At 35.7% G+C, this 22,988-nt stretch carries 25 protein-coding genes and 1 pseudogene; 22 read left to right on the forward strand and 4 right to left on the reverse strand.

Going from position 1 to position 22,988, the window contains the following annotated elements; translation table 11 throughout:
- Positions 1-12 precede the first annotated feature (12 nt).
- From LCY76_RS09385 to LCY76_RS09460, 16 genes and pseudogenes are all read left to right on the forward strand, one after another.
- Positions 13-948, forward strand: a complete 936-nt coding sequence (locus tag LCY76_RS09385; protein WP_248252425.1) for a hypothetical protein — start codon at positions 13-15, stop codon at positions 946-948.
- A gap of 56 nt (positions 949-1,004) precedes the next feature.
- Complete coding sequence (locus tag LCY76_RS09390) at positions 1,005-2,390, forward strand: hypothetical protein (RefSeq protein WP_248252426.1); 1,386 nt, start codon at positions 1,005-1,007, stop codon at positions 2,388-2,390.
- Positions 2,391-2,773: 383 nt separating this feature from the next.
- A pseudogene (locus LCY76_RS09395) lies at positions 2,774-3,680 on the forward strand (tyrosine-type recombinase/integrase).
- Between the two features lie 192 nt (positions 3,681-3,872).
- Positions 3,873-4,199 (forward strand): hypothetical protein, encoded by a 327-nt coding sequence (locus tag LCY76_RS09400; protein WP_248252428.1) that lies wholly within the window; start codon positions 3,873-3,875, stop codon positions 4,197-4,199.
- A gap of 202 nt (positions 4,200-4,401) precedes the next feature.
- Positions 4,402-5,175 carry a hypothetical protein gene (locus tag LCY76_RS09405; protein ID WP_248252429.1) on the forward strand — a complete coding sequence of 258 codons (774 nt, stop codon included), beginning with the start codon at positions 4,402-4,404 and terminating at the stop codon, positions 5,173-5,175.
- Between the two features lie 337 nt (positions 5,176-5,512).
- Positions 5,513-5,839: a hypothetical protein gene (locus LCY76_RS09410; RefSeq protein WP_248252430.1), complete on the forward strand. Its 327-nt coding sequence runs from the start codon at positions 5,513-5,515 to the stop codon at positions 5,837-5,839.
- A gap of 754 nt (positions 5,840-6,593) precedes the next feature.
- Positions 6,594-7,178 carry a recombinase family protein gene (locus LCY76_RS09415; protein WP_248252431.1) on the forward strand — a complete coding sequence of 195 codons (585 nt, stop codon included), beginning with the start codon at positions 6,594-6,596 and terminating at the stop codon, positions 7,176-7,178.
- 1,209 nt (positions 7,179-8,387) lie between these two features.
- Positions 8,388-8,636 (forward strand): hypothetical protein, encoded by a 249-nt coding sequence (locus LCY76_RS09420; RefSeq protein WP_248252432.1) that lies wholly within the window; start codon positions 8,388-8,390, stop codon positions 8,634-8,636.
- Positions 8,637-8,744: 108 nt separating this feature from the next.
- Positions 8,745-9,446, forward strand: coding sequence for a hypothetical protein (locus LCY76_RS09425; RefSeq protein WP_248252433.1), 702 nt, complete (start codon positions 8,745-8,747; stop codon positions 9,444-9,446).
- Positions 9,446-9,742, forward strand: a complete 297-nt coding sequence (locus LCY76_RS09430; protein WP_248252434.1) for a hypothetical protein — start codon at positions 9,446-9,448, stop codon at positions 9,740-9,742. The genes LCY76_RS09425 and LCY76_RS09430 overlap by 1 nt, the downstream gene beginning before the upstream one ends.
- A gap of 1 nt (position 9,743) precedes the next feature.
- A complete protein-coding gene (locus LCY76_RS09435) occupies positions 9,744-10,235 on the forward strand; it encodes a phBC6A51 family helix-turn-helix protein (protein WP_248252435.1) in 492 nt (163 codons plus the stop codon).
- A gap of 444 nt (positions 10,236-10,679) precedes the next feature.
- The gene (locus LCY76_RS09440) at positions 10,680-11,060 is read left to right on the forward strand and encodes a hypothetical protein (protein WP_248252436.1); all 381 of its coding nucleotides are present in this window, start codon (positions 10,680-10,682) and stop codon (positions 11,058-11,060) included.
- Between the two features lie 236 nt (positions 11,061-11,296).
- The gene (locus tag LCY76_RS09445; RefSeq protein ID WP_248252437.1) at positions 11,297-11,536 is read left to right on the forward strand and encodes a DUF1441 family protein; all 240 of its coding nucleotides are present in this window, start codon (positions 11,297-11,299) and stop codon (positions 11,534-11,536) included.
- A 22-nt stretch (positions 11,537-11,558) separates the two neighbouring features.
- Positions 11,559-12,494, forward strand: a complete 936-nt coding sequence (locus LCY76_RS09450; RefSeq protein WP_248252438.1) for a hypothetical protein — start codon at positions 11,559-11,561, stop codon at positions 12,492-12,494.
- Between the two features lie 146 nt (positions 12,495-12,640).
- Positions 12,641-13,366, forward strand: coding sequence for a hypothetical protein (locus tag LCY76_RS09455; protein WP_248252439.1), 726 nt, complete (start codon positions 12,641-12,643; stop codon positions 13,364-13,366).
- Complete coding sequence (locus LCY76_RS09460; RefSeq protein ID WP_248252440.1) at positions 13,366-14,052, forward strand: hypothetical protein; 687 nt, start codon at positions 13,366-13,368, stop codon at positions 14,050-14,052. The genes LCY76_RS09455 and LCY76_RS09460 overlap by 1 nt, the downstream gene beginning before the upstream one ends.
- Before the next feature lie 31 nt (positions 14,053-14,083).
- Here LCY76_RS09460 and LCY76_RS09465 read toward each other — a convergent pair whose 3' ends face one another.
- The 3 genes from LCY76_RS09465 to LCY76_RS09475 all read right to left on the reverse strand — a co-directional run bounded on the left by LCY76_RS09465 (position 14,084) and on the right by LCY76_RS09475 (position 16,014).
- A complete protein-coding gene (locus LCY76_RS09465; protein ID WP_248252441.1) occupies positions 14,084-14,287 on the reverse strand; it encodes a hypothetical protein in 204 nt (67 codons plus the stop codon).
- A 2-nt stretch (positions 14,288-14,289) separates the two neighbouring features.
- Positions 14,290-14,838, reverse strand: a complete 549-nt coding sequence (locus tag LCY76_RS09470) for a Cthe_2314 family HEPN domain-containing protein (protein ID WP_248252442.1) — start codon at positions 14,836-14,838, stop codon at positions 14,290-14,292.
- Positions 14,839-15,264: 426 nt separating this feature from the next.
- Positions 15,265-16,014, reverse strand: coding sequence for a Cthe_2314 family HEPN domain-containing protein (locus tag LCY76_RS09475; RefSeq protein ID WP_248252443.1), 750 nt, complete (start codon positions 16,012-16,014; stop codon positions 15,265-15,267).
- Positions 16,015-16,137: 123 nt separating this feature from the next.
- Between LCY76_RS09475 and LCY76_RS09480 the strand changes: the two genes are divergently transcribed.
- The 6 genes from LCY76_RS09480 (at position 16,138) to LCY76_RS09505 (ending at position 22,562) form a co-directional block, all read left to right on the forward strand.
- Positions 16,138-16,779: a hypothetical protein gene (locus LCY76_RS09480; RefSeq protein WP_248252444.1), complete on the forward strand. Its 642-nt coding sequence runs from the start codon at positions 16,138-16,140 to the stop codon at positions 16,777-16,779.
- A 10-nt stretch (positions 16,780-16,789) separates the two neighbouring features.
- The gene (locus tag LCY76_RS09485; RefSeq protein ID WP_248252445.1) at positions 16,790-17,287 is read left to right on the forward strand and encodes a hypothetical protein; all 498 of its coding nucleotides are present in this window, start codon (positions 16,790-16,792) and stop codon (positions 17,285-17,287) included.
- 913 nt (positions 17,288-18,200) lie between these two features.
- Entirely contained in the window at positions 18,201-19,220 is a 1,020-nt protein-coding gene (locus LCY76_RS09490; protein WP_248254640.1) for a zinc-binding alcohol dehydrogenase family protein, read from the forward strand.
- A 100-nt stretch (positions 19,221-19,320) separates the two neighbouring features.
- Positions 19,321-20,064, forward strand: coding sequence for an SDR family NAD(P)-dependent oxidoreductase (locus LCY76_RS09495; protein WP_248252446.1), 744 nt, complete (start codon positions 19,321-19,323; stop codon positions 20,062-20,064).
- 88 nt (positions 20,065-20,152) lie between these two features.
- Positions 20,153-21,046: a cation diffusion facilitator family transporter gene (locus LCY76_RS09500; RefSeq protein WP_248252447.1), complete on the forward strand. Its 894-nt coding sequence runs from the start codon at positions 20,153-20,155 to the stop codon at positions 21,044-21,046.
- Positions 21,039-22,562 (forward strand): MDR family MFS transporter, encoded by a 1,524-nt coding sequence (locus LCY76_RS09505; RefSeq protein ID WP_248252448.1) that lies wholly within the window; start codon positions 21,039-21,041, stop codon positions 22,560-22,562. Before LCY76_RS09500 ends, LCY76_RS09505 begins: the two co-directional genes overlap by 8 nt.
- A gap of 24 nt (positions 22,563-22,586) precedes the next feature.
- Here LCY76_RS09505 and LCY76_RS09510 read toward each other — a convergent pair whose 3' ends face one another.
- Positions 22,587-22,958, reverse strand: coding sequence for a VOC family protein (locus LCY76_RS09510; RefSeq protein WP_248252449.1), 372 nt, complete (start codon positions 22,956-22,958; stop codon positions 22,587-22,589).
- Positions 22,959-22,988: the final 30 nt, after the last annotated feature.

A 22,988-nucleotide genomic window follows, 5' to 3' on the forward strand; every position in this document is an offset into this window, starting at 1 on the left:
TGGGGGAGTTAAATGTCTAGTTTATACATGTGCCCAGTGTGTGATCAATACGCAATTTCTTTAGGAGAAGTTAATCATAATGATGTCTACGGTGTGGATTGTACAAGGTGTGGTCTTTTTAATATTTCCCACGAAGCCCAGAGTCAACTTTTCATAATGAAAGATGAAGTTGAAAAAAATAAAATTTCAGCTGTCTTAAGAGAAAATAGTATCAAAAACAGACTAGTATACACGGTAACATTGGGGAGGGCAGCTTTAAAGAATGGAATAACAATAGATAATTTACTAAGTCTTTTTCCTAGAACTGTATCTGACCGTATTGATCGCACTTTACAAAACCTAGTTAACTTGTCCTCATTTCCAAGTTCACCAGTACATATAACAGAGGACAGTTACCCTATTTTCTTTTCAGAAATTAAAGACTTAAAGGTTACTTTTTTTATACTAAAACAATTATCTGAAGATGGTTACATTCAAAGTGAGACATCAATTCCAGGAGAAATTATAGTAACTGCAAAAGGCTGGAACAGGGTTTCGGAACTGGAAAAAAAAGTTAAGGAAGACACTAAACAAGTGTTTATAGCAATGTGGTTTGATAAACAGATGGATCAGTTTGTCGGGGATGGATTTGAAGCTGCAATAAAGGAATCTGGATATGAACCATTTAGGATAGACTGGAAAGAACATAATGAAAAAATCGATGATCAAATTATCTCAGAAATTAAAAAGAGTAAGTTTTTGGTGGCTGATGTCACTGGACACAGAGGCGGGGTATATTTTGAAGCAGGATATGCTTTAGGGCTGGGAATGCCAGTTATCTGGACATGTAAAGAAGATCATTTGAAAGATGTTCATTTCGATACACGCCAATATAATCATATTGTATGGACTGACGTTGAAGACCTTCGAAGAAAATTATATTATCGAATACAAGCAACTATTGAATAAGCTATCTCCAAAAGTTTTAAACGCAATAAATTAAAGTTAAAAGGGAGGACTCACATTTGATCACAGGTTTATTGAAATATAAAGAAAAAAATTGCGTGTTTAAACTAATGGAATTTGATCTTGAAATTGAAGAAATTGAAAATAGAGATGAAATTTATATTAATGATTTAGACTTTTTTTTAAATCCAGATTCAATTTTAAAAGACGGCATAAATCTTCTTAAAGGTATAGAATTTGAAAATGGGAAGGAGATACTTTTTAACATTTATTCTTTAGATCAATCTGGGCCAAAAACTCACAATGCAAAATTATTATCCTATATAGTTTTTGATCAAAAAGAATCTAAATTTGATGGATTACAAATAAATGCTGACGAACTTAATTGGTTTCATAGTGTAAGTAATTCGTATTCACATAGAATTACACCTTCTACTGGCCAGGCAGAAGTGATCGTTAAACCTTATGAAAACACATCAAAAGAGTTTAACTTTAGCTTCGAAGATCAAAAAATTAATGGAAACCTTAATATATCTAGGACAATTTCTTTAGGATCAACCTTACCTTTAAAATTAAGAACAGATTTAAATTTTTATTTTAAAGCTACAAATTGCTTTCATATAGTCGAAAAACTATCATACATTACGACCCAGTTTTTGAGCTTGATTACATACAGAAGGAATTGCAGAATAAACCGAATTACTTTAAAGAAGAAAGATAACAACACTGGAAAGTATCGAAATGTTGGTAAACTAATGATCAGGAATATCAATAATATGGATAAACATTCTGAAGAAGAAAAAATAGTTCGCGAACGATTAATTGATTTACCATTAATTGAAGATCATATTGGATTATTATTTGACCAGGTAATTACGAACAAAATCTATTTAACTCATATACCTAAAAATTCAAAGGAAAATAAGGTAACAACTCCATCTCGCTTTATAATGGTTACTGCTGGATTTGAATGGCAATATAGGTTTTTACATAAGGATGAACAGGAAAAAGAAGACAAATATAAAGAACAACGAGAGGAAATAATTTCTTTTCTTGATGAAAAAATCGAACAAAATACCGGGAAAAAGAAAAAGTATTTTAAAAGTACCAAAAGTCTTGTTTTAAGAAGTGATTCAACTTTATCAGATAAAATACAAAAAGCATTGGATGAATTTGATGATGTGTTAGAAATTTTCATTAAGGATTTATATTTATTAAATAACATAGAAGAATATAAGTACTTGGAGATAGCTGATCGGATTCAACTTCATAGAAACAATATAGCTCATGGAAATATTGATCAAGAGATGGATTCTCTTGTTATTCTTGATCTATTTATCCTAGAGTGGCTATATTATGCAATGGTCTTAAATAGCATTGGTATGTCAAGAAAAAATATAATGCTTTCTTTAAATAAATTATTTAATCGAAGGTTTGCGTTATAAATGGAATAAAAGCTTGCAAACCTTTAGTGAATCTATCTACAAAAATTCATCCGTATTACTGCTATGATTGCAGGGTAGAGCGTAGACGTCTTGCACGGTTCAGCTTATGCGTTTATAATGAGTTTAATCGAATCAGAAGGAATACACGCTGAATACCTTGCGCCGACTGGCGTTGACTGGGCGAATGACTGACGTTGACTGAGCGATTTCTTATAACGTACCTTGACAGGGTAGAGGTCGTGGGTTCGAACCCCTCTCGGGTCACCATTCCTTGATATAACTGACATTGAGTTACGAACCAATGAAATTTTGGGTAGTGCTCTTACATAGGACTCTTTTTAAACCTTCTTGAACTCTACACGAGTTTCCAAGGAGGTTTTTTTATGTTAGTGGAATCATTGCAAAAAGAGTTTTTGATTGAGAGGAAGTTTGAAGGTTTAAGGGAGTCAACGTTGACCTCGTATAACGTTTTCTTCAAGTCTTGGAATGAATGGTTGAACACTCAAGGAATTGAACAAGTTGAAGACATATCTCCGCTTGTAATCAAACAATATTTGAGACAATGTGCGGACAATAGAAACAAACCAAAGACAATTAATACAAAATTGAAGTTACTTCGTGCGTTCTCAAGGTGGTTAGTTGAGGAGAGCCTTGTTGAACAACAATTTACCAAAGGAGTTAAAGCGGTAAGGGAGGATACGGTTCCCAAGATCGTTAGACAAGAAGATATTCAACTTGTTCTATCTCATTTAAGACGAGTTAAGAGACGGGAAAACACCTTTGAGTCACGGAGAAATTACGTTCTTGTGTTATTCATGATTGGAACGGGTTGTCGCTTGAGTGAGATTGAGCGATTAAATTGGACGGACATTGACTTCACAAACTCTCTTATTACAATCCTTGAAAGCAAAACTAGGAAACACCAAAGTGTTCCATTGTCGGATACATTAGCAAGAGAGTTGTTAGATTGGAAGTTATTCGTTGATAAGAAATTTAATAAACCTCCTCAACCATTGTTTATCACAAGGAATGGAACAAGGCTCACTAAAAACGGAATACAAAACTTTTTCAAGTTTAAAGAAAACTCTTGAGATACAAGGTGACTTTTCTCCACATTGTATGAGGAACTTTTATATCAAGGGATTGTTGAAGAATGGAGCGAACTTACGAGAAGTTCAATTATTGGCTCGACATTCTAAAATCACAGTTACACAAGGCTATATTGGTTTTTTTGCACATGAGTTAAAAGAAACCATTGATCAAAGTAATCCATTAAATGATCTAATATGAAAGAGAAACGTAAAGAAAAAGAACAACTTAAAGTCTTGAAGTATTTGTTGAAACTATATCCAAACGATAAGAAGATTATTGAAGCAATAAAGAAGTTGAAAAGAAAATAGTAAGTATATGAGCCGATTGTACTATAAAATGTATGATTGGCTCTTTATTTAATGTTAAACTATGGAAGTAAGGAGGGGTTTAATGGAAGTGATTACCGCATTGCCTATATACCGTATTTCACCGAAAGAGTGGGATAAAGAATTTGAGCAAAACTTGGAACAATCTTTAAATGGAGTGGAACCAACTAAGGTTAAACTCATGGAATTTCGTATTAGACAACGAGATTATTATTCATGGAAGTTCAATGACATTATTGGTTGGTTAGAATTATACATAGAGAATGATTTAGTTAAAGCACAACTTTACATATCGGGTAATAAGAAGTACAAGCGTGGATTCAATGCTATTTACAGGATTGTTATGATACAACGGTTGAAATTCCTATTAGTTCAAATGATAACGAGATAATTAGTCATGACATTACACTCCATATAAATTCTTGGAAAGAGCAATATTTTCAAAACCGTTATTACATTGATTATACATATTTAAAATCAATTGCATGGACTAACTTGTTGAAAAACGAGGAAGTAGTTACATAATTTTGCAGGTATTTATCGTTTTTCGGCGAATTATAGAGAAATAGATTTGTTGTAGAGGAGAAGATTTAATGCTTAGAAATTCATTTTTAGCCCTAATAACGGAAAAATTAAATAACTTTACATTTTCACAAAATGATTTTGATATTGATATTTCGGAATCTTATCATTCTGTTCATGTGAAAATTACTTATAGATATATTGAAGATTTTTATTTCTCATTTACTTTAAAGAAAAATCCTGGAGAAGAAATAAGTTTAGACCGTTGTCCAGGGATTGTTGTTAAAAACGAAAGTAAAAATGTAAAAACTAGAGGCACTCTTGTGGAAGACATTACAAGTTGGCTTAGAGCAATGGAAGAAGAAATGTCTTACACTCCATTCGCAAGAGAATTTACAAAAACAAAAGAAAGATTTACAGTGATGGAAGAAAAATTCAATGAAATTCCAGATGAATATTTCTCTAAAGAAGAAGGGGAATATCTTAAAGAAAAGCTAGAGAACCTTGAGTTTGATTTTGAACAAAAGTTAAGGGAAGAAATGGCGAATAAAGTAAACCTTGAAAATGAAATAGAAGTAATGAAAAAAGATTTAGAGCAATTAAAGTCACAAGTTGAACTATTAACAAAACGAGGTTGGATTAAATCGTTTGGAACTAAAATGTATACATGGGGAACAAGGTATCCGAAAACAACCGCATTTTTGGCTGCAATGGGATTACAATTATTACCCGAAGAAATTAAACAATTCATTCCAAAAGACGAACTAATCAATGCTATTTTACCCGAAGCTACAACGGAAACACCTAAACTTGTTGAAACCGTAAAAGAAGAAGTTACAAAGTAATAGCGTCTCCAGCTTCTATATGAAATATACGAGCCAATCGAATATGATTGGTTCTTTTTGTGTATAGGAAAATCAGAATGTGGGTAGTATGAAGAAAGCCGCCAAACATTCAAGAAACCCTTATTCAATAATGCTTTGTTTGAATACAAAATCTATACTTTTTAAACACAAAAAGTATACTTTTGGGTTAAAAAAATGAGTTAGTATAAATTTATGAAAAAAAGTAATTATGAAGATATAAGCCTTCTATACTTTCAAACTTTGGCGGGAATAGGAGAAGGCAAAGATAGGAGTGGTAATTGAAATTACTTTAAAATTTATAATGAGGTGAAGATAAATGAACACATACAATATAGAGAGATTTATTGAAACACTTGAGGAATTCCTTTTATTTTTACAACAAAAAATTAATGAAGCAACAAATGGTCAATGGTACGATATGAATGTTCTACAAGACTTGGATTCTAAAGTTCAAGCAATTTATAAAATCGCAATTGATTATTTAAAGAGTGATATTTACCTCCTTTACAGCATGGGTCAAACAATGCTCGAAAAACAAGTACAAGATTTATTTGATAAGTTAAATGCATCTGATTCAGATACATTTTATATCTTTTATACACAGATTTTTAGTTTGAAAGCAATGGTTGGAACACTTGAATAATACATGAGCTGTCTCTTATTGGGACGGCTCTTTTTATATACAAAAAAAATCCCTCCCCGTGCTTCCACAAAGGAAACATAGGGAGGGTTTTCTTATTACACCGAATGAGTTGAAGGATACGGTACAAAGAACCGTGCTTCGCTTTGTTCTCTCGAACACGAAAGAACAATGGGAGGTCTCCTATTCCTTTTACAAGGAAATCATGAGAGAAGTATTCAATTGTATTGAAAGAATTTTTAAAGTCGCTCCCTATTAGGAACGTCGCTTGTTCTCCAATCAACAATGGAGAACCCATAGGAGAGAAATGACAACACCGATAAGAAACCATATAGCTTTCTTCATTTTATAGTGTTGCTAATACCGTTTGTCTACAATGTATCCCTCACCTTAAAAAAATTGTGTGTATTTTTTAGAACCTTGTTGTGGGAGAAAAGAGGGGTACTCCCGCCGTGTGTAGGGGTGCTTTATAAATCAATTAAATTGTTGATCTTCCTTGTGAACTCCTTGAGCCACAATTTCAGTTTCTGAAGTGCTTCACAATGCTTCTAAAGGCTCTTACCTTAAACCGTGTTATCTCTTTATATAAAAGAATCTGACAGCTCTCATAAGCTAAGTCACACATTGCTTCACAAGGTGTTACTAACAATATAAAGTCTCATATGGCTTTACTCTATTGACACTAATAAATGGTGTTGATACTGTCTGGTTTAGAAGGTCTCATATGAGTGTCTCATAATACAAGGGAGGGAACACAATGATTTACGGGTATGCAAGGGTAAGTTCAAACGGTCAAGATTTAACCGCACAAGTAAAGTCTCTTGAGGAGCACGGTTGCACCAAGATATACAAGGAGAAGGTTAGTGGTAAGAACAAGGAGGATCGCACGGAGTTCCTTTCCTTGTTGAGCACGGTTCAAAAGGGAGACTCCATTGTTGTCTCAAAATTAGATCGCTTTGCACGTTCCACAAAGGACGCTCTCACGGTCATTGAGGAACTTGAGGAGAAGGGAGTCTCACTTGTGGTTCTCAACATGGGAGGAGACAAATTAGACACTTCAACCTCAATGGGAAAACTTATGGTCACAATGTTGAGCGGGATAGCGGAATTTGAACTCTCACTAATCAAGGAGAGACAACGGGAAGGAATTGCTCTTGCTAAACAAAGAGGAGTTTACAAGGGAAGACCACAAAAGTACACGGTGAAGAACAAAGGTCTCCAACATGCTTTTGAATTGTATGACAATAGAGACAACAATGGAAAGACCGTGAAAGAGATTTGTACAATAACGGGAATTAGTAAAGCCACGTTTCACCGCAAGTTAAGGGAGAGGTCACAATGATCTCTCTTTTTTTATTCTCAATTAAAATCAAGTTTCTCAATGTAATTCAAATATTTTAACCGTCACTCTAAAATGTCCGTTTGGCGACTTGCGGACGCTTACTTTTCGTAAGTTGTAAACCTTGTCTGCGATTTCGTAACCTAAGTTTTGTAATTTATATGTACTACCCAATACCAAAATAGGGACATGAAATCAGCCAAATTTGGTATGAAACTCATTGAATGTAATACCCAATACCAAAAAAGGTACAAAAAACAGCCTCTCATATACCAAAAAAGGGACACATTTTTGCCCTTCATGTACCAAAAAAGGGACATGAAATCAGCCAAATTTGGTAAGGAGATAAACAAGTAATAGATAAACAAGTAATAGATAATAAAGATTACTGGACTAACGTCCAGAATAATTACAATAAAAGAAATTAAATTTTAAAAGAACCACAATAACTTAATTAAATAAATACTGGTATTAAAGAAACTGGTATCACCAAAGTTGAAAGACCTCGGGGATCATTGTGGATACTTATATAAAAGATATATTGTGGAACTGATTTAAAGAAACTGGTAATAAGGTTCCGCTCCCTTCCGTTTCAACTTTCACCGTGGCGGTCTCAAATTCTTCTCCAAACTCCACATTCCATACGCTACATTGTTAAACAAATTTGGAGAATCCCTCAAACTTGTGTTGTCTTCCTTGTACTACTATATTTTCAAAAATATATTCATTATTATATTTGAGACTCTATTTGTTGATATATCCAGCAACTGTTTCTGACAGTTTAAGGACGAGGAAATACAAATATATTCATGGATATATTCAAATTGATTGTGAGCCATTCTGACAGGCTTGAACACTCTTCTTTGTGGGAGGAATGTCAAAATTCGTATTAAGTCGCTCAATGAGATCTCCAATGGAGGTCTCATTTTTTGTCATAATAATAGACTTTTCTTTGTCTTCTTTCGTCTAAAATTCGTCCATTCTGAAAGCCTAAAGCCTAAGTAAAACAAGACTAATTATCAAATGTGTTTATCTAAAATTACATTGGGTTGTGCGGAGTGGGTCATAGCTGCTTATAAGGTAGAGGATAAGTAAGCACAAACTTATTCTCATTCCATTGGAGGACTTGGAGAGGGGACGCTCTTTCCTGTTCTTCTCCTTATTTTTTATAGTGAATGTAATTCTTAATAAACACATTTAAGAGAGGAATGAATGAACGTGGAAAGACCATTGACGAAAAAGGAAGTACGGGCAATACGTCTTGTACTTGGAGTAATGCAAGGTGAGTGGGGAGATATGCTCGGGTTCTCTAAGTCTCATATTTTAAGAACGGAACAAGCTAACAAACACTCATATGAAGTTTCAACAAAATTTGACCAAGCGGTGAAATATAAGTTGAAGCAAATGGGGGTCAAACTTGAAGAAGTCTTGGAGATTGCAAGAAAGAGAGGTTTGTTGTAATGAGAATTTTACGTATTTTGATTGAGTTGTATGACCGTTCACACCACCCAAAGGAACGAGCGGAAATTATTAAAATAATTAAAGAACATATGGAAAGGGAGATTGAAAATGGCAAATAAGGAATTGCAAAAACTAAAAAAACAAATTGAAGACTTGCAAATAAATGTGAAGGAGATTGATTTTCAAGTTGCTGGTTTGAGAGAAAAAGCGGGTTCATTAAGACGTGAACGTTATGAACTCATGAAGAACTTTGTGGAGAACAAAAAAGAAGTGTTTGAGAAAGACGCACAAGAAAATGAATGTTGGGACAATGTAAGATCACTCACTCAAATGAAAGAAGAACTTGAAGAGCAGCTGGAAGCACAAAAAGTTGAGATTGTTGAAAAAGCGGTTCAATTAAGACATGAGACACACTTGGAGTTAACGGTTGAGGGAAATAAAGTCACTCAAGAACTTACACGTAAACGCTTTGAGTATCTCATGGAACTTGAGATAGCGGTAAAGGAAGCAAACGCAAAGTCTCAAGAAGCATTAACGGAAATTGACTTGTTTATCCTTGCTCATGGAAATGCTCACCAAAAGAAAACCGCAAATGCAAACAATAGAAATGTTGTTGACACGGGATACGGTAGAGCTGCAATGCCTTCTCATATGGTCGGTTTAGAAGATTACCGTTTATTATTCCACGAGGAGTCTCAACAAAACTTCACATTCCTTCTATTTAAACTTACGGGTGAAATTGAGTTCGGCGGAACGGAAGCCCAAAAGAAATACCGTGAAGCAATTCAAAAGAAAGGAAGTAAGAAGTAATGGAAAACAATAATGAATACAAAAAGACTCATGAAATTGAAATTAAACCACGGGATACAAAACATCTTGATCTCTTACGTGAAGGTTATGGAGAGCAAAAGGACTTCAAAGAAGTTGACGGGAAAGAGGTTTCCAAAGGTGAGGAGAACGTGGAACTTACGGACGAGGAGAAAGCACTTCTTGAGAGTGACGAGGACTCTTTGAGCCATGCTCTCAAACTCCGTCTTGGATACTTAAAATGGAGACTTGAACAAGACAAGAAACTTGAGAACGACAATGACAACGGTGGTGAGTAATATGAGTAACATTCAACCAAGGGAGGACAATGTTCCTTCCTTGTCTTCGTATGATGAACGCTTGGAGGAATTTGAGAACATTCCATTAGATAATCCAAAATACTCCACGTTACCAATGAGACAACGTCAAATGTGTTTAATGTATGTTCTCAAGGATCAAACGGGAATGACCGCAAAGGAAATAGCGGAGAAGTTTGAAATTTCCCGCACAATGCTTTACAAGTTTTTGAGAAAATATGAAGCACAAATGTTTATGCACGAGGTCTCAAATCAAATCTTATCGGAAACATTCACAATTGCGGTACTTGAAATGAAAAAGATACTAAAAACTTCTCATAGTGAGTCCAACAAAATTAAAGTTATTGAAATGATTATGAAAACACAAGGGAAGTTCAAGAATGAACTTGACGTAAATGTGAAGCAAGAACACGTCTTTGACCTTGAAAAAGAAAAACGTGAAATCATTGAGATTGACGTTGATGAAATTGAGTAAAGGGTTCCTCTTTTGGGAGCCTTTTATTTTTGCGAACCTTCTTACTTTTTGTAAGTTGGAATAAGACAAAGGAGGAGAAGAAATCCAATGGAATTTTTATTATTTGTGCTAACGTATTTATTTTTGTGGAACTCGGGTTCTCAACAAAGCAAAATGATTGAATGTTTAATTACGAAACTAGGAGGTTGATCGTTTGGACGCAATTAATCAAAAGATTGTATCAATGTATGAACACGGAGCAAGTCACAAAAAATTGCTTCCGAGATTGGTCTTTCAATTTCTTCCGTGTACGAACGTATTGTTAAATTGAAAGATAAAGGAATACTTCAACCACGACAAACGCCAAAAGGTAATTGTGTACTTGACCTCACATTCTCAAAACTAGAACTTGAGTTGTCTTACGTCACGGTTCCCAAAGTTGACATTATATCTTGTGATAAAGACATGAATCATTTAATCATAGAAGTTCAAGACAATAATGGCTTGAGAGCAACGTTAAAGTACCCTCTTGACGATCTTGAGGAAGAACTTGTTTCAACTCTTGGAAAGAGAATCTTGGAGGACGTAAAGGACGTTGAATGGACACCTCACATTGACGCTAGGAAGATTAAAACCGAGGAACAAGATTTGAAATACATTGGATCACGGTCTTTGCAATACTTTGTGGAAGGTTATAATTTAACGTTTATTCAAGGTTTCATAAAATACAAGAGACCTATTACAAGAAAATTTGTAAATATTTACAAGGATAATGTTCACCGTGTTGTCCACGAGGACGTTGTGAATGATTATGGTTTTGTATTAAAGGTAAAAGATATAAATTGAGCCTTCGGCTCGTTGCTTTGCAACAATCTTTTAATTACAAGGATCAACATAATTAAAAACTATGTTCTGTTTAACAACTTCTATCTTGTGTTGTGACTTTATTGTGGGGTTGTATTGGGACGCATATAGAAGCCTTATAAGTATGAGGAAACATGAGAGTAAAAATCTCGTGTTTTTTTTTATTGTTAAAGACTTTATTGGGTAGTCAATTTAAAACAAAAAGGAGAGAAATTATTATGAAAATCAACTTCACAATTGAAAAGATCGAAACGTTTATGAAGGAGTTCCAGTTAAACACAAGGGAACTTGGAGACTTACTTGGGTTTCACAAGGACTATATTGCTCGTATTTTACGTGGAGAAAAAGCAATAAGTCATAATGTTCAAGTTAAATTGAATCGTTTGTATGAGGAATTTACGAGTGTTGAGAACTTCAAAAACCGCATGTCAAAACTTAATGAGAACATGAACAAATAAAAGAAAGAGAGGAGAAGAACCAATGGAACTTATTATTTATCACCACCTATTCCACACGGAAAATAAGAATAGACTTACAACGCAAGAATTGTTCTTGTATACGCAATTGAGAAAAAGAAACATGTCAAACGGAGTCCTTGAGACCTCATTGGACATTCTTTCAAAGAGAGTAATCTTGTATAAAAAACCAAGACGAAACAAGGAAGTAATTAAGGAACTTCTTGTGAATTTACAAAAAAAGAAAGTGATTAAGTTTGAAGAAGAAAACGGAGTTATTGACATTGAATTTTACTTTTGTGAGGAACCATTTATAAAACTTCCTTCACAATGGCTTGATCTTATTGAGAGTCCCGAGGAATTATATCTTGTCGCTTTTATCATGAGTGCAAAGCACAAGAGAAGATCAATGCCATTTGCCTTTATTGGTGAAGTCCTTAATGTGAGCACCAACACCGCACAAAATGTTGTCAAAGGATTGGTTGAACGTGGATTGCTTCATAAGAAGACGGGAGAGAAGATTTTTAACCATGAACGTGAAGCAAACACTTACACGCTCCAAAGTATCTCACATGAGAGTTATGAGAGACCACAAGAGAGTTACGTTGAGGAGATCGAATCCCCGCAAGACACAAAGCCTTTAAAGGAATATAAACCCGCTAAAATAGACTTGATACAAAAGAAAGGAACAAAAACTCCAAAAGACTTCTTCCTTGAACAACAAGAATCCATTCCAATTGAGAAAAAAGAAACTCCAAAAAGATCAGCTGCTGAAATTCTAGCGGAGCAAGAGAAACCTGAAAATAACATTGTTGAGAAGACAAAAAAAGAACCAAGGAAAATCTCCGATAGTGCAATAGAGAAAAATCCATGGTTAAAGAGGTACCAAAAGAAAGCTGAACAAAAAGAGATTGTTGAAAAGAGAGAAGAAACAATTGAACCCGTGGAAAGGGTTTTTTAATTTGCCTTCATTAAATATAACAACACTGGGAGTATCGTGTGACCTAAATCAAAATAATTGAGTTTCCTAAAAAGGAGACTCTTTTTATTGGATTAAATTGGTTATTGGGTTACAATTTTTTCATAAAAAGAATGTGGAGGAAGCACATGACCATAAATGTTCAAGTTCAAAACTATATTTTTGTTATGAGGAATTTACAAGACTCGATTAACCAATTACAAGGTGAACAGTATCTAGAGAATCACAAGAAAACATTACTTTTTAGTTTACTAGAAACACTATCAAAAGGAGTTTTTGGAACAGAAAGGAATTTTGTAAAGTTTGAAAGACTAATTAGGGAGTTTTGTGTGTGGGAAGACGGAAAAAGGGTAAGTTTACAACAATTATCATTACTCTTGGAGAGAACAGAAGAACGAGGATTTGAGACATTAAAAAGTTATGTTGAAGCTAATTTATCACGTTATCCAATGTCTAGACCCGTTCCATTTACCCATGATCCTTATATTGAAGAAATAAGGGAATACATGCCTGAGGGAATTCAAAAGATTAATGGTGTTAAATTGGAACAATTAACTCACGTGAGTCTATTGTGGAAGTATCGAAATGGTTTGGTACATGAAGCAAGAGGACTTGGTGCTAACGAATTGTTTGATGAAGTTGAACCTCATTATATATTTTACAGAGCAATAGGATACGATACCGAGGGGGAAATAGCCTATAAAAAATATTGGCAAAAGTTATATCCATTACACTTTTTAAACGATCTTATAAATCAAGTAATCACAAATATAGAACCTTATTTGATTCAAAACGGAATTGATCCATATGATAATTATAACTTTGAACCATTATGGATTGAGGGGAGGAATTAATGAAAACCTTTCTAATTACAATTTTAACAAGCGGAATTACAAGTGGAATTGTTTTAGGTTTATACCGACATTTTTTAAGTAGAAATATAGAAAGTTACAAGAATACTTTACTATATGACTTGCAAAGAAAGGTTCATGATTTTCAGTTATTTGCAGCAAAGAAACATGAAAAATATGCAGATTTGTATAGTACATTACATGTGGCAACGGACGAATTATTAAATTTTACAAGTTGGTTTAAAGAATATCCTTCATTTCAAGGTTACACAGAAAAAGAATTAGATAATTATTTAGAGCAACATAATCTTATTCAAACACACAAATCAAGAATAAAATCATTATGGGAATCAGACAAATGGGCAATGCAATCAGAATTACATAAAATTATTGATTGGAATAAACGTTCGGAAGCAGATAGATTGAGGTTAATTGCTTACCAAAATTATTCACAATCACTAATTTATCAATCTAAAGACGTTGCAAAAATATGTGAAGAAATAACACAAAAACATGTGGAACTCATACTAGATTTTGACTTACTTAATGAGTTGGAACCAAATGAAAAGAAGGAAGTAAGAAAAAAGATTGAAAGTCACAAAAATGAACTTCGTACTTTAAGGGAGGAATTACATAAAGTAATGCAATCGGAATTGACTATAGGATACTATGAAAAATCCAATGAATAAAAAAGAGGAGCCATTGCGGTTCCTCTTTTTTCTATTTGGCGACTTCTTTAATTGGTAAGTGTTTTTCAAGCACTTCAAAGGTTGCTTTGATACTTCTAAGCAGACCAATCATAGCTGCTTTTATTTCACTTGAGGTAGTATACTTTCCTACACCCCATAATTCAATTCCATTTATTTTTCTTATTCCAGAATCTATACGGTATGGAGGGTGATTGTGTGCAATATCATTTCGCATTTTTACCCCAATTTTGAAGTCATCAGATTTTTTACTTTGTTGAGGTCTTTATACAATGGACGGTTCACATTTTTTAATTTGTAAATTGCTCTCTTAAAACTCACAAAGTCATCTTCTTTGATTTTAAAGTCATAAAGTTTGAACAACAAATGTCCAATTGTTTCATACAATGTGTAAGCCTTTAGAAAGAAGGTGTCCACAAAGTAAGTGAAATTGTAAAAGTTACTATGGTGTTGTTCTTCAAAGTGAGGGTAGTATTCAATTGATTGACCGTTTTTCCCAGGTGACTTATGCCATTCATCATCTGGAATCCCTTTGTAATAGTAATACATTGTGTAACCAAAATTTCGATTCACCGAGAGCAACCTATTCCCCAAAATAGTTTCCCAATGTTGTGTGTCCCAATTATCTAAGTTCATAAAATGATCGTCTTCTTTTTGAAACATTCCTTTGGATACTTCAAAGTCCTTCAACGGACTCTCCTTTGTACACTCATTGAGATCAACTTCTGTAATTCCTTCAAATGGTTTGATATTGATTTTTCTCTCCATGTTTCTCCCCATTTCATTTAAATTTATTACTTTAATGATAAGGGAACAACCTAATTTATTCCATGGAAGTCACACATTCTCCTAAATGTTGTTACTCTAAATATGAAGGGCGGATAAATTAAGATTGATTGCTTATCAAAACTATTCACAATCACTTCTCTATCAATCAAAAGAGGTTTCAAAATTTGTGAAGACATAACAAAAATACATGTCCACCTTATTTTAGATCATGATTTATATAGAGACGGAACCAACTGAATAGAAAGAGGTTAGGGAACGAATTAAAATTCACAAAGAGAACCTTCGATTATTACGGGAGGAATTATATAAAGTAATGCAATCTGAATTAACTGTCGGATTCTATGAGAAGTTAAAAGATAAAGCAGATAATTAAAGTATGAAAAAAGAGGAGCCTTTGTGGTTCCTCTAATTTTTTGTTTCAAAATGTTTTCCTAATACGTCTAGTGTTGCTTTAATACTTCTCAAAATCCCAATCATTGCTTCCTTTAACTCTTTGGAAGTTGTATATTCTCCAATTCCAAATGAACCCCCACTTGTTGTGATTTTTACTCCCGAACTTATTTCATATGGAGGGTGACTATGTGTAATTGCGTTTCTTATTTTGACTCCGTTTTGAAAGTCATCTGACTTCTTTATTTTAGATAATTTCTTTTGTAAAGGTCGGTCTACATTAAATAGTTTGAAAACAGCATTGTTATAACTTATTTGGTCACTATAATCCTCCTCATTGTATTCCAAGTTGTAATATCTAAACAATATTTGTCCAATGGTTTCAAACACAGTAAAAGCTTTTAAAAAGAAGCCGTCCGCAAAGAAGATAAAATTATATTGGTTACTAAAATGTTCATTCGTAAAATATGGAAAGTATTGAACTGATTGACCTTGTAAGCCAGGAGAAAGAAACCATTTCTCGTCTGGTATTCCTTTGTAATAGTAGAACATTGCATAAGCAAATTTTGAACGGGTTGAAAAAAGTCTATTCTCTAAAGTTTGTTCCCAATGTTGCATTTCACTATTTAAAAGGAATTGCCCTAATGTATTTTCTTGTTGGAAAAGACCACGAGGTAACTCGTAATTTAATAATGGACTTTCTTGCTCATTTTTCTCAAAGTCAACTTCCTTTATGTCTTCAAATGGTGTTATGTAGATTGTCATAAGTCGCTCCTTTCAAATGTTATATACAAATACTTCCACTCTATTTTTCTAGTTCCTTTAATAACTTAACAAAATTTTACATATTTTGATATAATGGTATAAAAAAGGATAAGGGTTACATATATGAAATTATTTCTCCAATACTTTGCAGGTCCATTGATCGCTGCTTTAATTACAACGGTTATACTTTGGTTTAAAGAAAGTAAGACAGAAAAGAAGAAACACCTTAATAATGTAACTTTTGAGCAACTTACAAAAGTGTACAATAAACTATTTATCTTGTATTACCAATACAATTCTTCATTAGTAATTGAGTATAAAGAGGAAGTTTATAGTTTAGACGAGGAAGGAGAAGAACAAACAATTGAACTCCCGCATGTTGACAACATTGATTTTTGGGAGAAAGTCATTAAGGAAGTAAAGGATATTGTTTATCCAAATATACATTTGTTAATGCGAAAAGACGTTGTATTGTGGAATGAATTTCTTGAGTATGAATTGATTGAAGAACCAACTTCTTCACTTGATATTGTTCTTGGATACGAAAGGTTTAAGAAATTCTTTGGGGATATTTCTTTGAGTTACATTAAACTTTACAATCAATATCATTTGGAAACGTCAAGTGTAAAAAAGAAAAGAAAGAAAGACTACAAGGGTAAATTGAAAAACATTAAGAGCAATCCATTTTACTCCAAAGAGGAGAAGCGTAATAAAATTAAAAAGTTAAAACAAAAAGAACAAGAGACCATAAGTAAAATACTTTAGAGGTGGAGAAATGGTAAAGGATACCCTAGCGTGGATAAATTCAAATGGTTGGATTGTATCTATTTTCACATTGGTACTAGGAGCCTATTTAAGTACGTTCCTAACAAAAAATAAAGAAGTCCTCATGAAAATTGCAGATAAAAAAGGACAGTATTATGCGGATTACATAAATGCTTTGCTTCAATTTAATAAACCAATTCATTTAAGAGCAAGAGAACATGAAATTATTAATACGAATAGAAATTATTTTTACTTAAAAAATCTTGTAATTTTGTATGGTTCAAATGAGGTCATTAAAAGACTTTCTATTTGTGAGAAAAACGGGATAAATTTTAAAAAAGAAGAGGGAAGAGAAAGCTATCTTAAATTAATTGAAGCAATGAAAAAAGACATTGAAAATCCTAAAATTATTAGATCATGGTGGATAAGAAGGATTGCGATGAACAACCGAAACAATAATATTGCCGACATTCTCTTTGATTATAAACAAGAAAGTGAAGAGGAATAAGTTACGACTTGCAAATTTTCATTGGACACTATACTGTAAAACTTGTACTAATTTACCGTTTAGAGTTCAATTAGGATTAAAACATTGATAGTCCGCATGTTTGTTGTATCAAGTGTTAAACAACTCCTTGACAGGGTAGAGGTCGGGGGTTCGAACCCCTCTCGGGTCACCATAACAGTTTATTCAAAGTCCTTGATTTTCAAGGTTTTTTGTGTTACAGAGTATTAGTATTGCATTTTTATACTACAATAAATCGAAACACGTTAAAGGAAAAACGATTATCGTCTTTTCGTCAAATCGAAAGTCAAAAGGACAGCGAATTTCAGCTGTCCTTTCGTGATATTCTCTGCCATTATTGTTAGTGTCAAATTGGTCTACCTATGCACGAGAACCATCATGATCGCAATAAATTCAGGTTCGCCCTTCAATGAACCAATTCTGAGACGGAGTCTTTTTGATAGAGTTTACGGAGTTTACGTCACAGCATTTAAATTTTACAATACTCCCATCAGCAATCTCTCCCGTAACAAGACCCTTATAAGAGTCATAATGTCTAAAGGTAATTTGAACCGATGTATCATGTAAACGAACAGTCACTTTGTTTCCCGATTTAAGTTGTTTAAATCGTTTACAAGTTTGTGAATGTTTTGAGGAATTCATTTTTCAACCACCTTCTTAAAAATTAGAACTTGTACTTGTCATAGTTTATGCGTTCCGTTCATTGTTGGTTTGGACGGGCAGCAAAATTTGGACAAATACACGTTTGTAAACATGAATGAAGCTGATCTTAAAGGGTATTTCAGCTTCTTTTTTTGCGCTTAACCAGTCCTCTTTAATGGTGTCCCGCCGTTTTTTTCTGTATTGTTGAGGGAAACATAAACAGAAAGAAAGGATGATAGTTTTGAGCGGAAAAATGAAGGCGGTAGGTTTGTATAAGTATTTGCCGATTGATAATCCTGAGAGTCTGTTAGATGTAGATATTGATAAACCATCTCCAGGTAAAAGAGATCTTCTCGTAAAAGTAAAAGCAATCTCTGTTAATCCTGTTGATACGAAAGTGCGCAGCCCGAAAAACGCCTTAGAAAAGGAACCGAAAATTCTTGGCTGGGATGTTTCAGGCATTGTGGAAGAGACGGGTTCTGGTGTAAGTATGTTTAAAGCTGGAGATGAAATATATTACGCTGGTTCCATTGGAAGGCCAGGAGGAAATAGTGAATTCCATCTTGTGGATGAACGTATTGCGGCCCATAAACCAAAAACGTTCAGCTTTGAAGAAGCTGCCGCAATGCCGCTCACAAGCCTTACAGCCTGGGAAGGATTATTCGAACGTCTCGGTATTGCTACGAAGAAGGATGAAAATGAAGGTCGATCCATATTAATTATAGGTGCAGCCGGGGGAGTAGGTTCTATTGCGCTTCAGCTCGCAAGTTGGGCAGGATTGACCGTGGTTGGGACCGCCTCACGAGCAGAGACCGAAGTTTGGGCTAAAAAACATGGTGCGGACTATACAATCAGCCATTATGCGGACTTTTTACCACAGCTGAATAAAATAGGGCTGTCTGAAGTGGATTACATTTTTTGTCTGAACAGTACCGATCAGCATTGGGAAAGGATGATGGAAGCAATTGCTCCCCAAGGTAAGATTTGTTCGATTGTAGAAACGAAAACACCGCTGAACATAAGCTTACTTCAGCAGAAGAGTGTAACGTTTGTCATGGAATTCATGTTCACAAGATCGCTCTTTGAAACGAAGGATATGAAAAGGCAGCATGAGATTCTGACAGAGATGGCCCACATGTTCGATGAAGGGATATTAAAGACAACATTAACGGAAACACTTCAACCGATCCATGCAGAAACGATGAGAGATGCACATTCGAAATTAGAATCCGGTAAGACGATAGGAAAAGTGGTAGTAAGCCGCAATGAATAAACCCTTCAGCTAGAAGGGTTTTTTTTGTTTTTTTAAGCTGTGAGAAGGGAATATTTTAAAAATCTAATATATAGTAAATGAAGATGAAAGGATGATGCAGTTGTTTAAGAATAAAGTTGTCATCGTTACTGGAGCAGGACAGGGAATTGGCAGGCAAATCGCCATTGATTTTGCGGCTGCGGGAGCAAAAGTGGTGCTGGCTGACCAAAAGGAAAAGGAAGCGAAAGAGACTTTGGAAAAGATACAGTCCAATAAAGGGAAAGCTCTTCTTATTCCAACAGATGTACGCCAGCCTGAAGATATTATCTCACTTATGGGGCAGACAAAAAGGGAATTTGGGCCAGTTGATATTCTGATCAACAATGCCGGCAAAGGGGTCTGGAAGTCTCCGTTCGATTTGGACGTGGAAGAATGGGATAATGTCATTCAAACCAATCTTCGAAGTGTATTTCTATGTTCGCGGGAAGCCGCAAAACAGATGAAAGAAAATGGGGGAGGCTCCATCGTTAATATCGCATCGACAAGAGCATCCATGTCAGAACCTAACAGTGAGGCATACGCGGCAACGAAAGGCGGCATAACAGCTCTCACTCATGCATTGGCCGCATCGTTCAGCGAACATGGCATTACGGTTAACGCCATCAGCCCAGGTTGGATTGAAACCCAAGACTATGAAGGTTTAAGAGATGTTGACCATCAACAGCATTGGTCAAAGAGGGTTGGAAAACCATCGGATATCTCTAGCGCCTGTTTATATTTAACAGCCCCTGACAATAACTTTATTAACGGTGAGAACCTGGTGATCGATGGTGGAATGACAAGAAAGATGATCTATCACCACTAAGATAGAATCGAACGGATGAATTCATCCAGTTAAGGAATGCTATACGTAGCCTTTTTTAGGTGAATGAAGAATAAGAGGGTGAGAGGCTGTGCCAGCTGAAAAGACACAGAGTAAAGTTGAGAGAGGGGTATATCTCAGTTTATCGGCATACATCGTCCTATCCCTGCTGAAGCTCGGGGTTGGCTGGTTCTATTCCTCTGAGGCTTTGGTTGCGGATGGTTTAAATAACTCAACGGACATTTTGGCATCCGTCGCAGTTCTGGTCGGTTTGAAAATTTCAAGGAAACCAGCGGACCGTGACCATCCTTATGGACATCTTCGTGCTGAGACCATTGCATCCATGATTGCATCCTTTATAATGGTGGTTATCGGGCTTGAAGTTTTTATTTCTGCAGTAAAGAGTATCGTGGAATTTAACATAAAGCCTCCATCAACCATAGCCGGGTTTACTGCCATTGTTTCAGCGTTTGTTATGCTTGCGGTCTACCGTTATAACATTAAACTTGCAAGAGAAACAGACAGCCAAGGGTTAAAGGCGGCAGCCCTTGATAACCGCTCCGATGCGTTTGTAAGTATCGGAGCGGCTGTTGGCATATTCGGAGCTCAGTTTGGCATTTTGTGGCTGGATCCTCTTGCTGCTGTGCTTGTGGCACTAATGATCATCAAAACCGGCTGGGATATTTTTTACGAAACCTCTCATAATCTTTCGGATGGTTTTGATTATGAAGAAGGAAAAGAGATGGAAAAAAAGATCTTGCAGGTAATTGGTGTAAAGCAAGTAACAGACTTAAAAGCAAGAAATCATGGGAGTTCTGCTATTATTGATGTAACCATCCTTGTAAATCCTTCGCTGAATGTCATTGAAAGCCACGAGATCACTGAGAATATTGAAGCAATGCTCAAGCAGGCGTATAAAGTGGGAAGCATATCTGTTCATGTAGAGCCGCATGAGATGAAGAAAGAGGTAGAGAGAAATGAATGAGAGTTTCAGGCAGACTGTACCTGCCAGGAAAGAAGAGAGGCAGACAAGAAGGCCATTGGTCCTTGTGTCAGTGATCATCGCCATGTTTATGGCAGCGATTGAAGGAACCATTGTTTCAACAGCAATGCCGGGAATCGTAGGAGACCTGGGTGGTTTTGCATTATATAGCTGGGTTTTCTCTGCTTATCTGCTCATGCAGTCTGTGACCATACTTATCTATGGCAAATTGTCTGATTTATACGGACGGAAACCTGTTTTTATTATTGGAATTATTATTTTTTTAATCGGTTCATTGCTGTGCGGTTTTGCGGCATCTATGAAACAGCTGATTGTTTACCGGCTTCTTCAGGGACTTGGAGCTGGAGCTGTGCAGCCGATAGCCACAACCATCGTGGGTGACATGTATTCCATGGAGGAACGTGCGAAAATACAAGGATATCTGGCAAGTGTGTGGGGAATCTCTGCTATTCTTGGGCCTTTGCTAGGAGGCTTTTTTGTCACATATTCTCATTGGTCCCTTGTTTTCTGGATGAATATTCCCCTAGGAATTCTAGCGATGATAGGTGTCGGTAAATATCTGCATGAAAACATTGAGAAAAAGAGAGTACATATTGATTATCTCGGATCTTTGTTCGTTTTAGTCGGAGTAAGTGCTTTGATGGTCCTGCTCATACAGGGAGGAACCGCCTGGCCGTGGAATTCTTGGGAGACCTATTTTTTGGGTGTTTTATCCGCGGGCGTCCTGTTCTGGTTTGTGATTCATGAATCCAAGTTTCCTGAACCGCTGATGCCAGTATTCCTGTGGAGCAACAGGCTGATTTCTCTTTCAAATGCTGCATCGCTTACCAATGGTGCAATCCTGATCGGCATTTCCAGCTTTCTTCCCGCGTATATTCAAGGGGTAATGGAACAGCCTCCAGTCGTAGCAGGATTTGCTCTTACTGCTATGTCAATCGGCTGGCCGATCTTTTCAACCATTGGTGGAAAGCTTCTGCTTAAAGTAGGCTTCCGGCCGGTGGCAACTGCTGGAGGCATTGCATTAATTGCTGGCTCGATCGTCTTCGTGTTTATGGATCCTTCCAAAGGGCCGGTCTGGGCAGGAGCTGGATCATTTCTTATCGGCTGCGGTATGGGGCTGACAAATACGACTTTTATCGTTGCCATTCAGAATAATGTGGATTGGAGAACAAGGGGTATTGCTACCGCTTCTAACATGTTTATGAGAATCGTGGGCAGTGCATTGGGAGCTGCTGTGCTTGGAGGCATATTAAATACCAGATTGAGCACTTATTTTGAAGAACATGGGGACAAAAAGGTATCCCTGGATGCAGCGAACATTCTTTTGGATGAAGAAAAACGAAGCAAACTGAGCAGCTCGGTTATTGATCTTCTGCAGCACGGACTTTCGTTTTCCTTGGACGATGTTTATAAAGGGGTTCTTGTGCTGTCCGTGTTAAGCTTTCTTTTCTCGGTACTGCTTCCTAAACCTACCAATAATAAAACAGGAGATCAATAGTCTCCTGTTAGATTGATTCCTGGTTTATTGTAATGTTTCAAGGAGCTCGATACGGTTGCCGAACGGATCACGGAAAGAAAAACGGATGATTCCGGGGATTTCAGTTTCATCTTTCACCACTACTTTTTTGGATTGGAGATACTGTTTTACGAGCTCCAGCTGAGCCACCTCAAATGCGGGGTGGCTTTTCCCTTTGGACGATTCTGGGTTTTCTACTCCGATATGCAATTCCTGGTTCCCTGCTTGGTACCATAGCCCGCCGTTTTTCTTTAAACTCTCTGGTTTTTCAATTTCGCTGAAACCAAGCACACCAGTATAGAAATCTCTTGCCCTTTCTTCTTCTCCTATAGGAATGCACAGTTGAACGTGATGAATCCCTTTAATATTTAATTTCATGGTGGTACTTCCTTTCTATATATGGAATGG

Origin of the sequence: Fictibacillus marinisediminis (genome assembly GCF_023149135.1) — a bacterium.
GTDB lineage: Bacteria > Bacillota > Bacilli > Bacillales > Fictibacillaceae > Fictibacillus_C > Fictibacillus_C marinisediminis.

What these genes read in the sequence shown, in the direction of transcription:
- LCY76_RS09400 (WP_248252428.1), top strand. Translation starts at nt 3,873, where the DNA reads ATGGAAGTGATTACCGCATTGCCTATATACCGTATTTCACCGAAAGAG.
- LCY76_RS09410 (WP_248252430.1), top strand. Translation starts at nt 5,513, where the DNA reads ATGAACACATACAATATAGAGAGATTTATTGAAACACTTGAGGAATTC.
- LCY76_RS09450 (WP_248252438.1), top strand. Translation starts at nt 11,559, where the DNA reads ATGGAACTTATTATTTATCACCACCTATTCCACACGGAAAATAAGAAT.
- LCY76_RS09480 (WP_248252444.1), top strand. Translation starts at nt 16,138, where the DNA reads ATGAAATTATTTCTCCAATACTTTGCAGGTCCATTGATCGCTGCTTTA.
- LCY76_RS09445 (WP_248252437.1), top strand. Translation starts at nt 11,297, where the DNA reads ATGAAAATCAACTTCACAATTGAAAAGATCGAAACGTTTATGAAGGAG.
- LCY76_RS09430 (WP_248252434.1), top strand. Translation starts at nt 9,446, where the DNA reads ATGGAAAACAATAATGAATACAAAAAGACTCATGAAATTGAAATTAAA.
- LCY76_RS09475 (WP_248252443.1), bottom strand. Translation starts at nt 16,014, where the DNA reads ATGACAATCTACATAACACCATTTGAAGACATAAAGGAAGTTGACTTT.
- LCY76_RS09385 (WP_248252425.1), top strand. Translation starts at nt 13, where the DNA reads ATGTCTAGTTTATACATGTGCCCAGTGTGTGATCAATACGCAATTTCT.
- LCY76_RS09460 (WP_248252440.1), top strand. Translation starts at nt 13,366, where the DNA reads ATGAAAACCTTTCTAATTACAATTTTAACAAGCGGAATTACAAGTGGA.
- LCY76_RS09510 (WP_248252449.1), bottom strand. Translation starts at nt 22,958, where the DNA reads ATGAAATTAAATATTAAAGGGATTCATCACGTTCAACTGTGCATTCCT.
- LCY76_RS09415 (WP_248252431.1), top strand. Translation starts at nt 6,594, where the DNA reads ATGATTTACGGGTATGCAAGGGTAAGTTCAAACGGTCAAGATTTAACC.
- LCY76_RS09465 (WP_248252441.1), bottom strand. Translation starts at nt 14,287, where the DNA reads ATGCGAAATGATATTGCACACAATCACCCTCCATACCGTATAGATTCT.
- LCY76_RS09470 (WP_248252442.1), bottom strand. Translation starts at nt 14,838, where the DNA reads ATGGAGAGAAAAATCAATATCAAACCATTTGAAGGAATTACAGAAGTT.
- LCY76_RS09435 (WP_248252435.1), top strand. Translation starts at nt 9,744, where the DNA reads ATGAGTAACATTCAACCAAGGGAGGACAATGTTCCTTCCTTGTCTTCG.
- LCY76_RS09490 (WP_248254640.1), top strand. Translation starts at nt 18,201, where the DNA reads ATGAAGGCGGTAGGTTTGTATAAGTATTTGCCGATTGATAATCCTGAG.
- LCY76_RS09405 (WP_248252429.1), top strand. Translation starts at nt 4,402, where the DNA reads ATGCTTAGAAATTCATTTTTAGCCCTAATAACGGAAAAATTAAATAAC.
- LCY76_RS09420 (WP_248252432.1), top strand. Translation starts at nt 8,388, where the DNA reads ATGAACGTGGAAAGACCATTGACGAAAAAGGAAGTACGGGCAATACGT.
- LCY76_RS09425 (WP_248252433.1), top strand. Translation starts at nt 8,745, where the DNA reads ATGGCAAATAAGGAATTGCAAAAACTAAAAAAACAAATTGAAGACTTG.
- LCY76_RS09505 (WP_248252448.1), top strand. Translation starts at nt 21,039, where the DNA reads ATGAATGAGAGTTTCAGGCAGACTGTACCTGCCAGGAAAGAAGAGAGG.
- LCY76_RS09485 (WP_248252445.1), top strand. Translation starts at nt 16,790, where the DNA reads ATGGTAAAGGATACCCTAGCGTGGATAAATTCAAATGGTTGGATTGTA.
- LCY76_RS09455 (WP_248252439.1), top strand. Translation starts at nt 12,641, where the DNA reads ATGACCATAAATGTTCAAGTTCAAAACTATATTTTTGTTATGAGGAAT.
- LCY76_RS09440 (WP_248252436.1), top strand. Translation starts at nt 10,680, where the DNA reads ATGAATCATTTAATCATAGAAGTTCAAGACAATAATGGCTTGAGAGCA.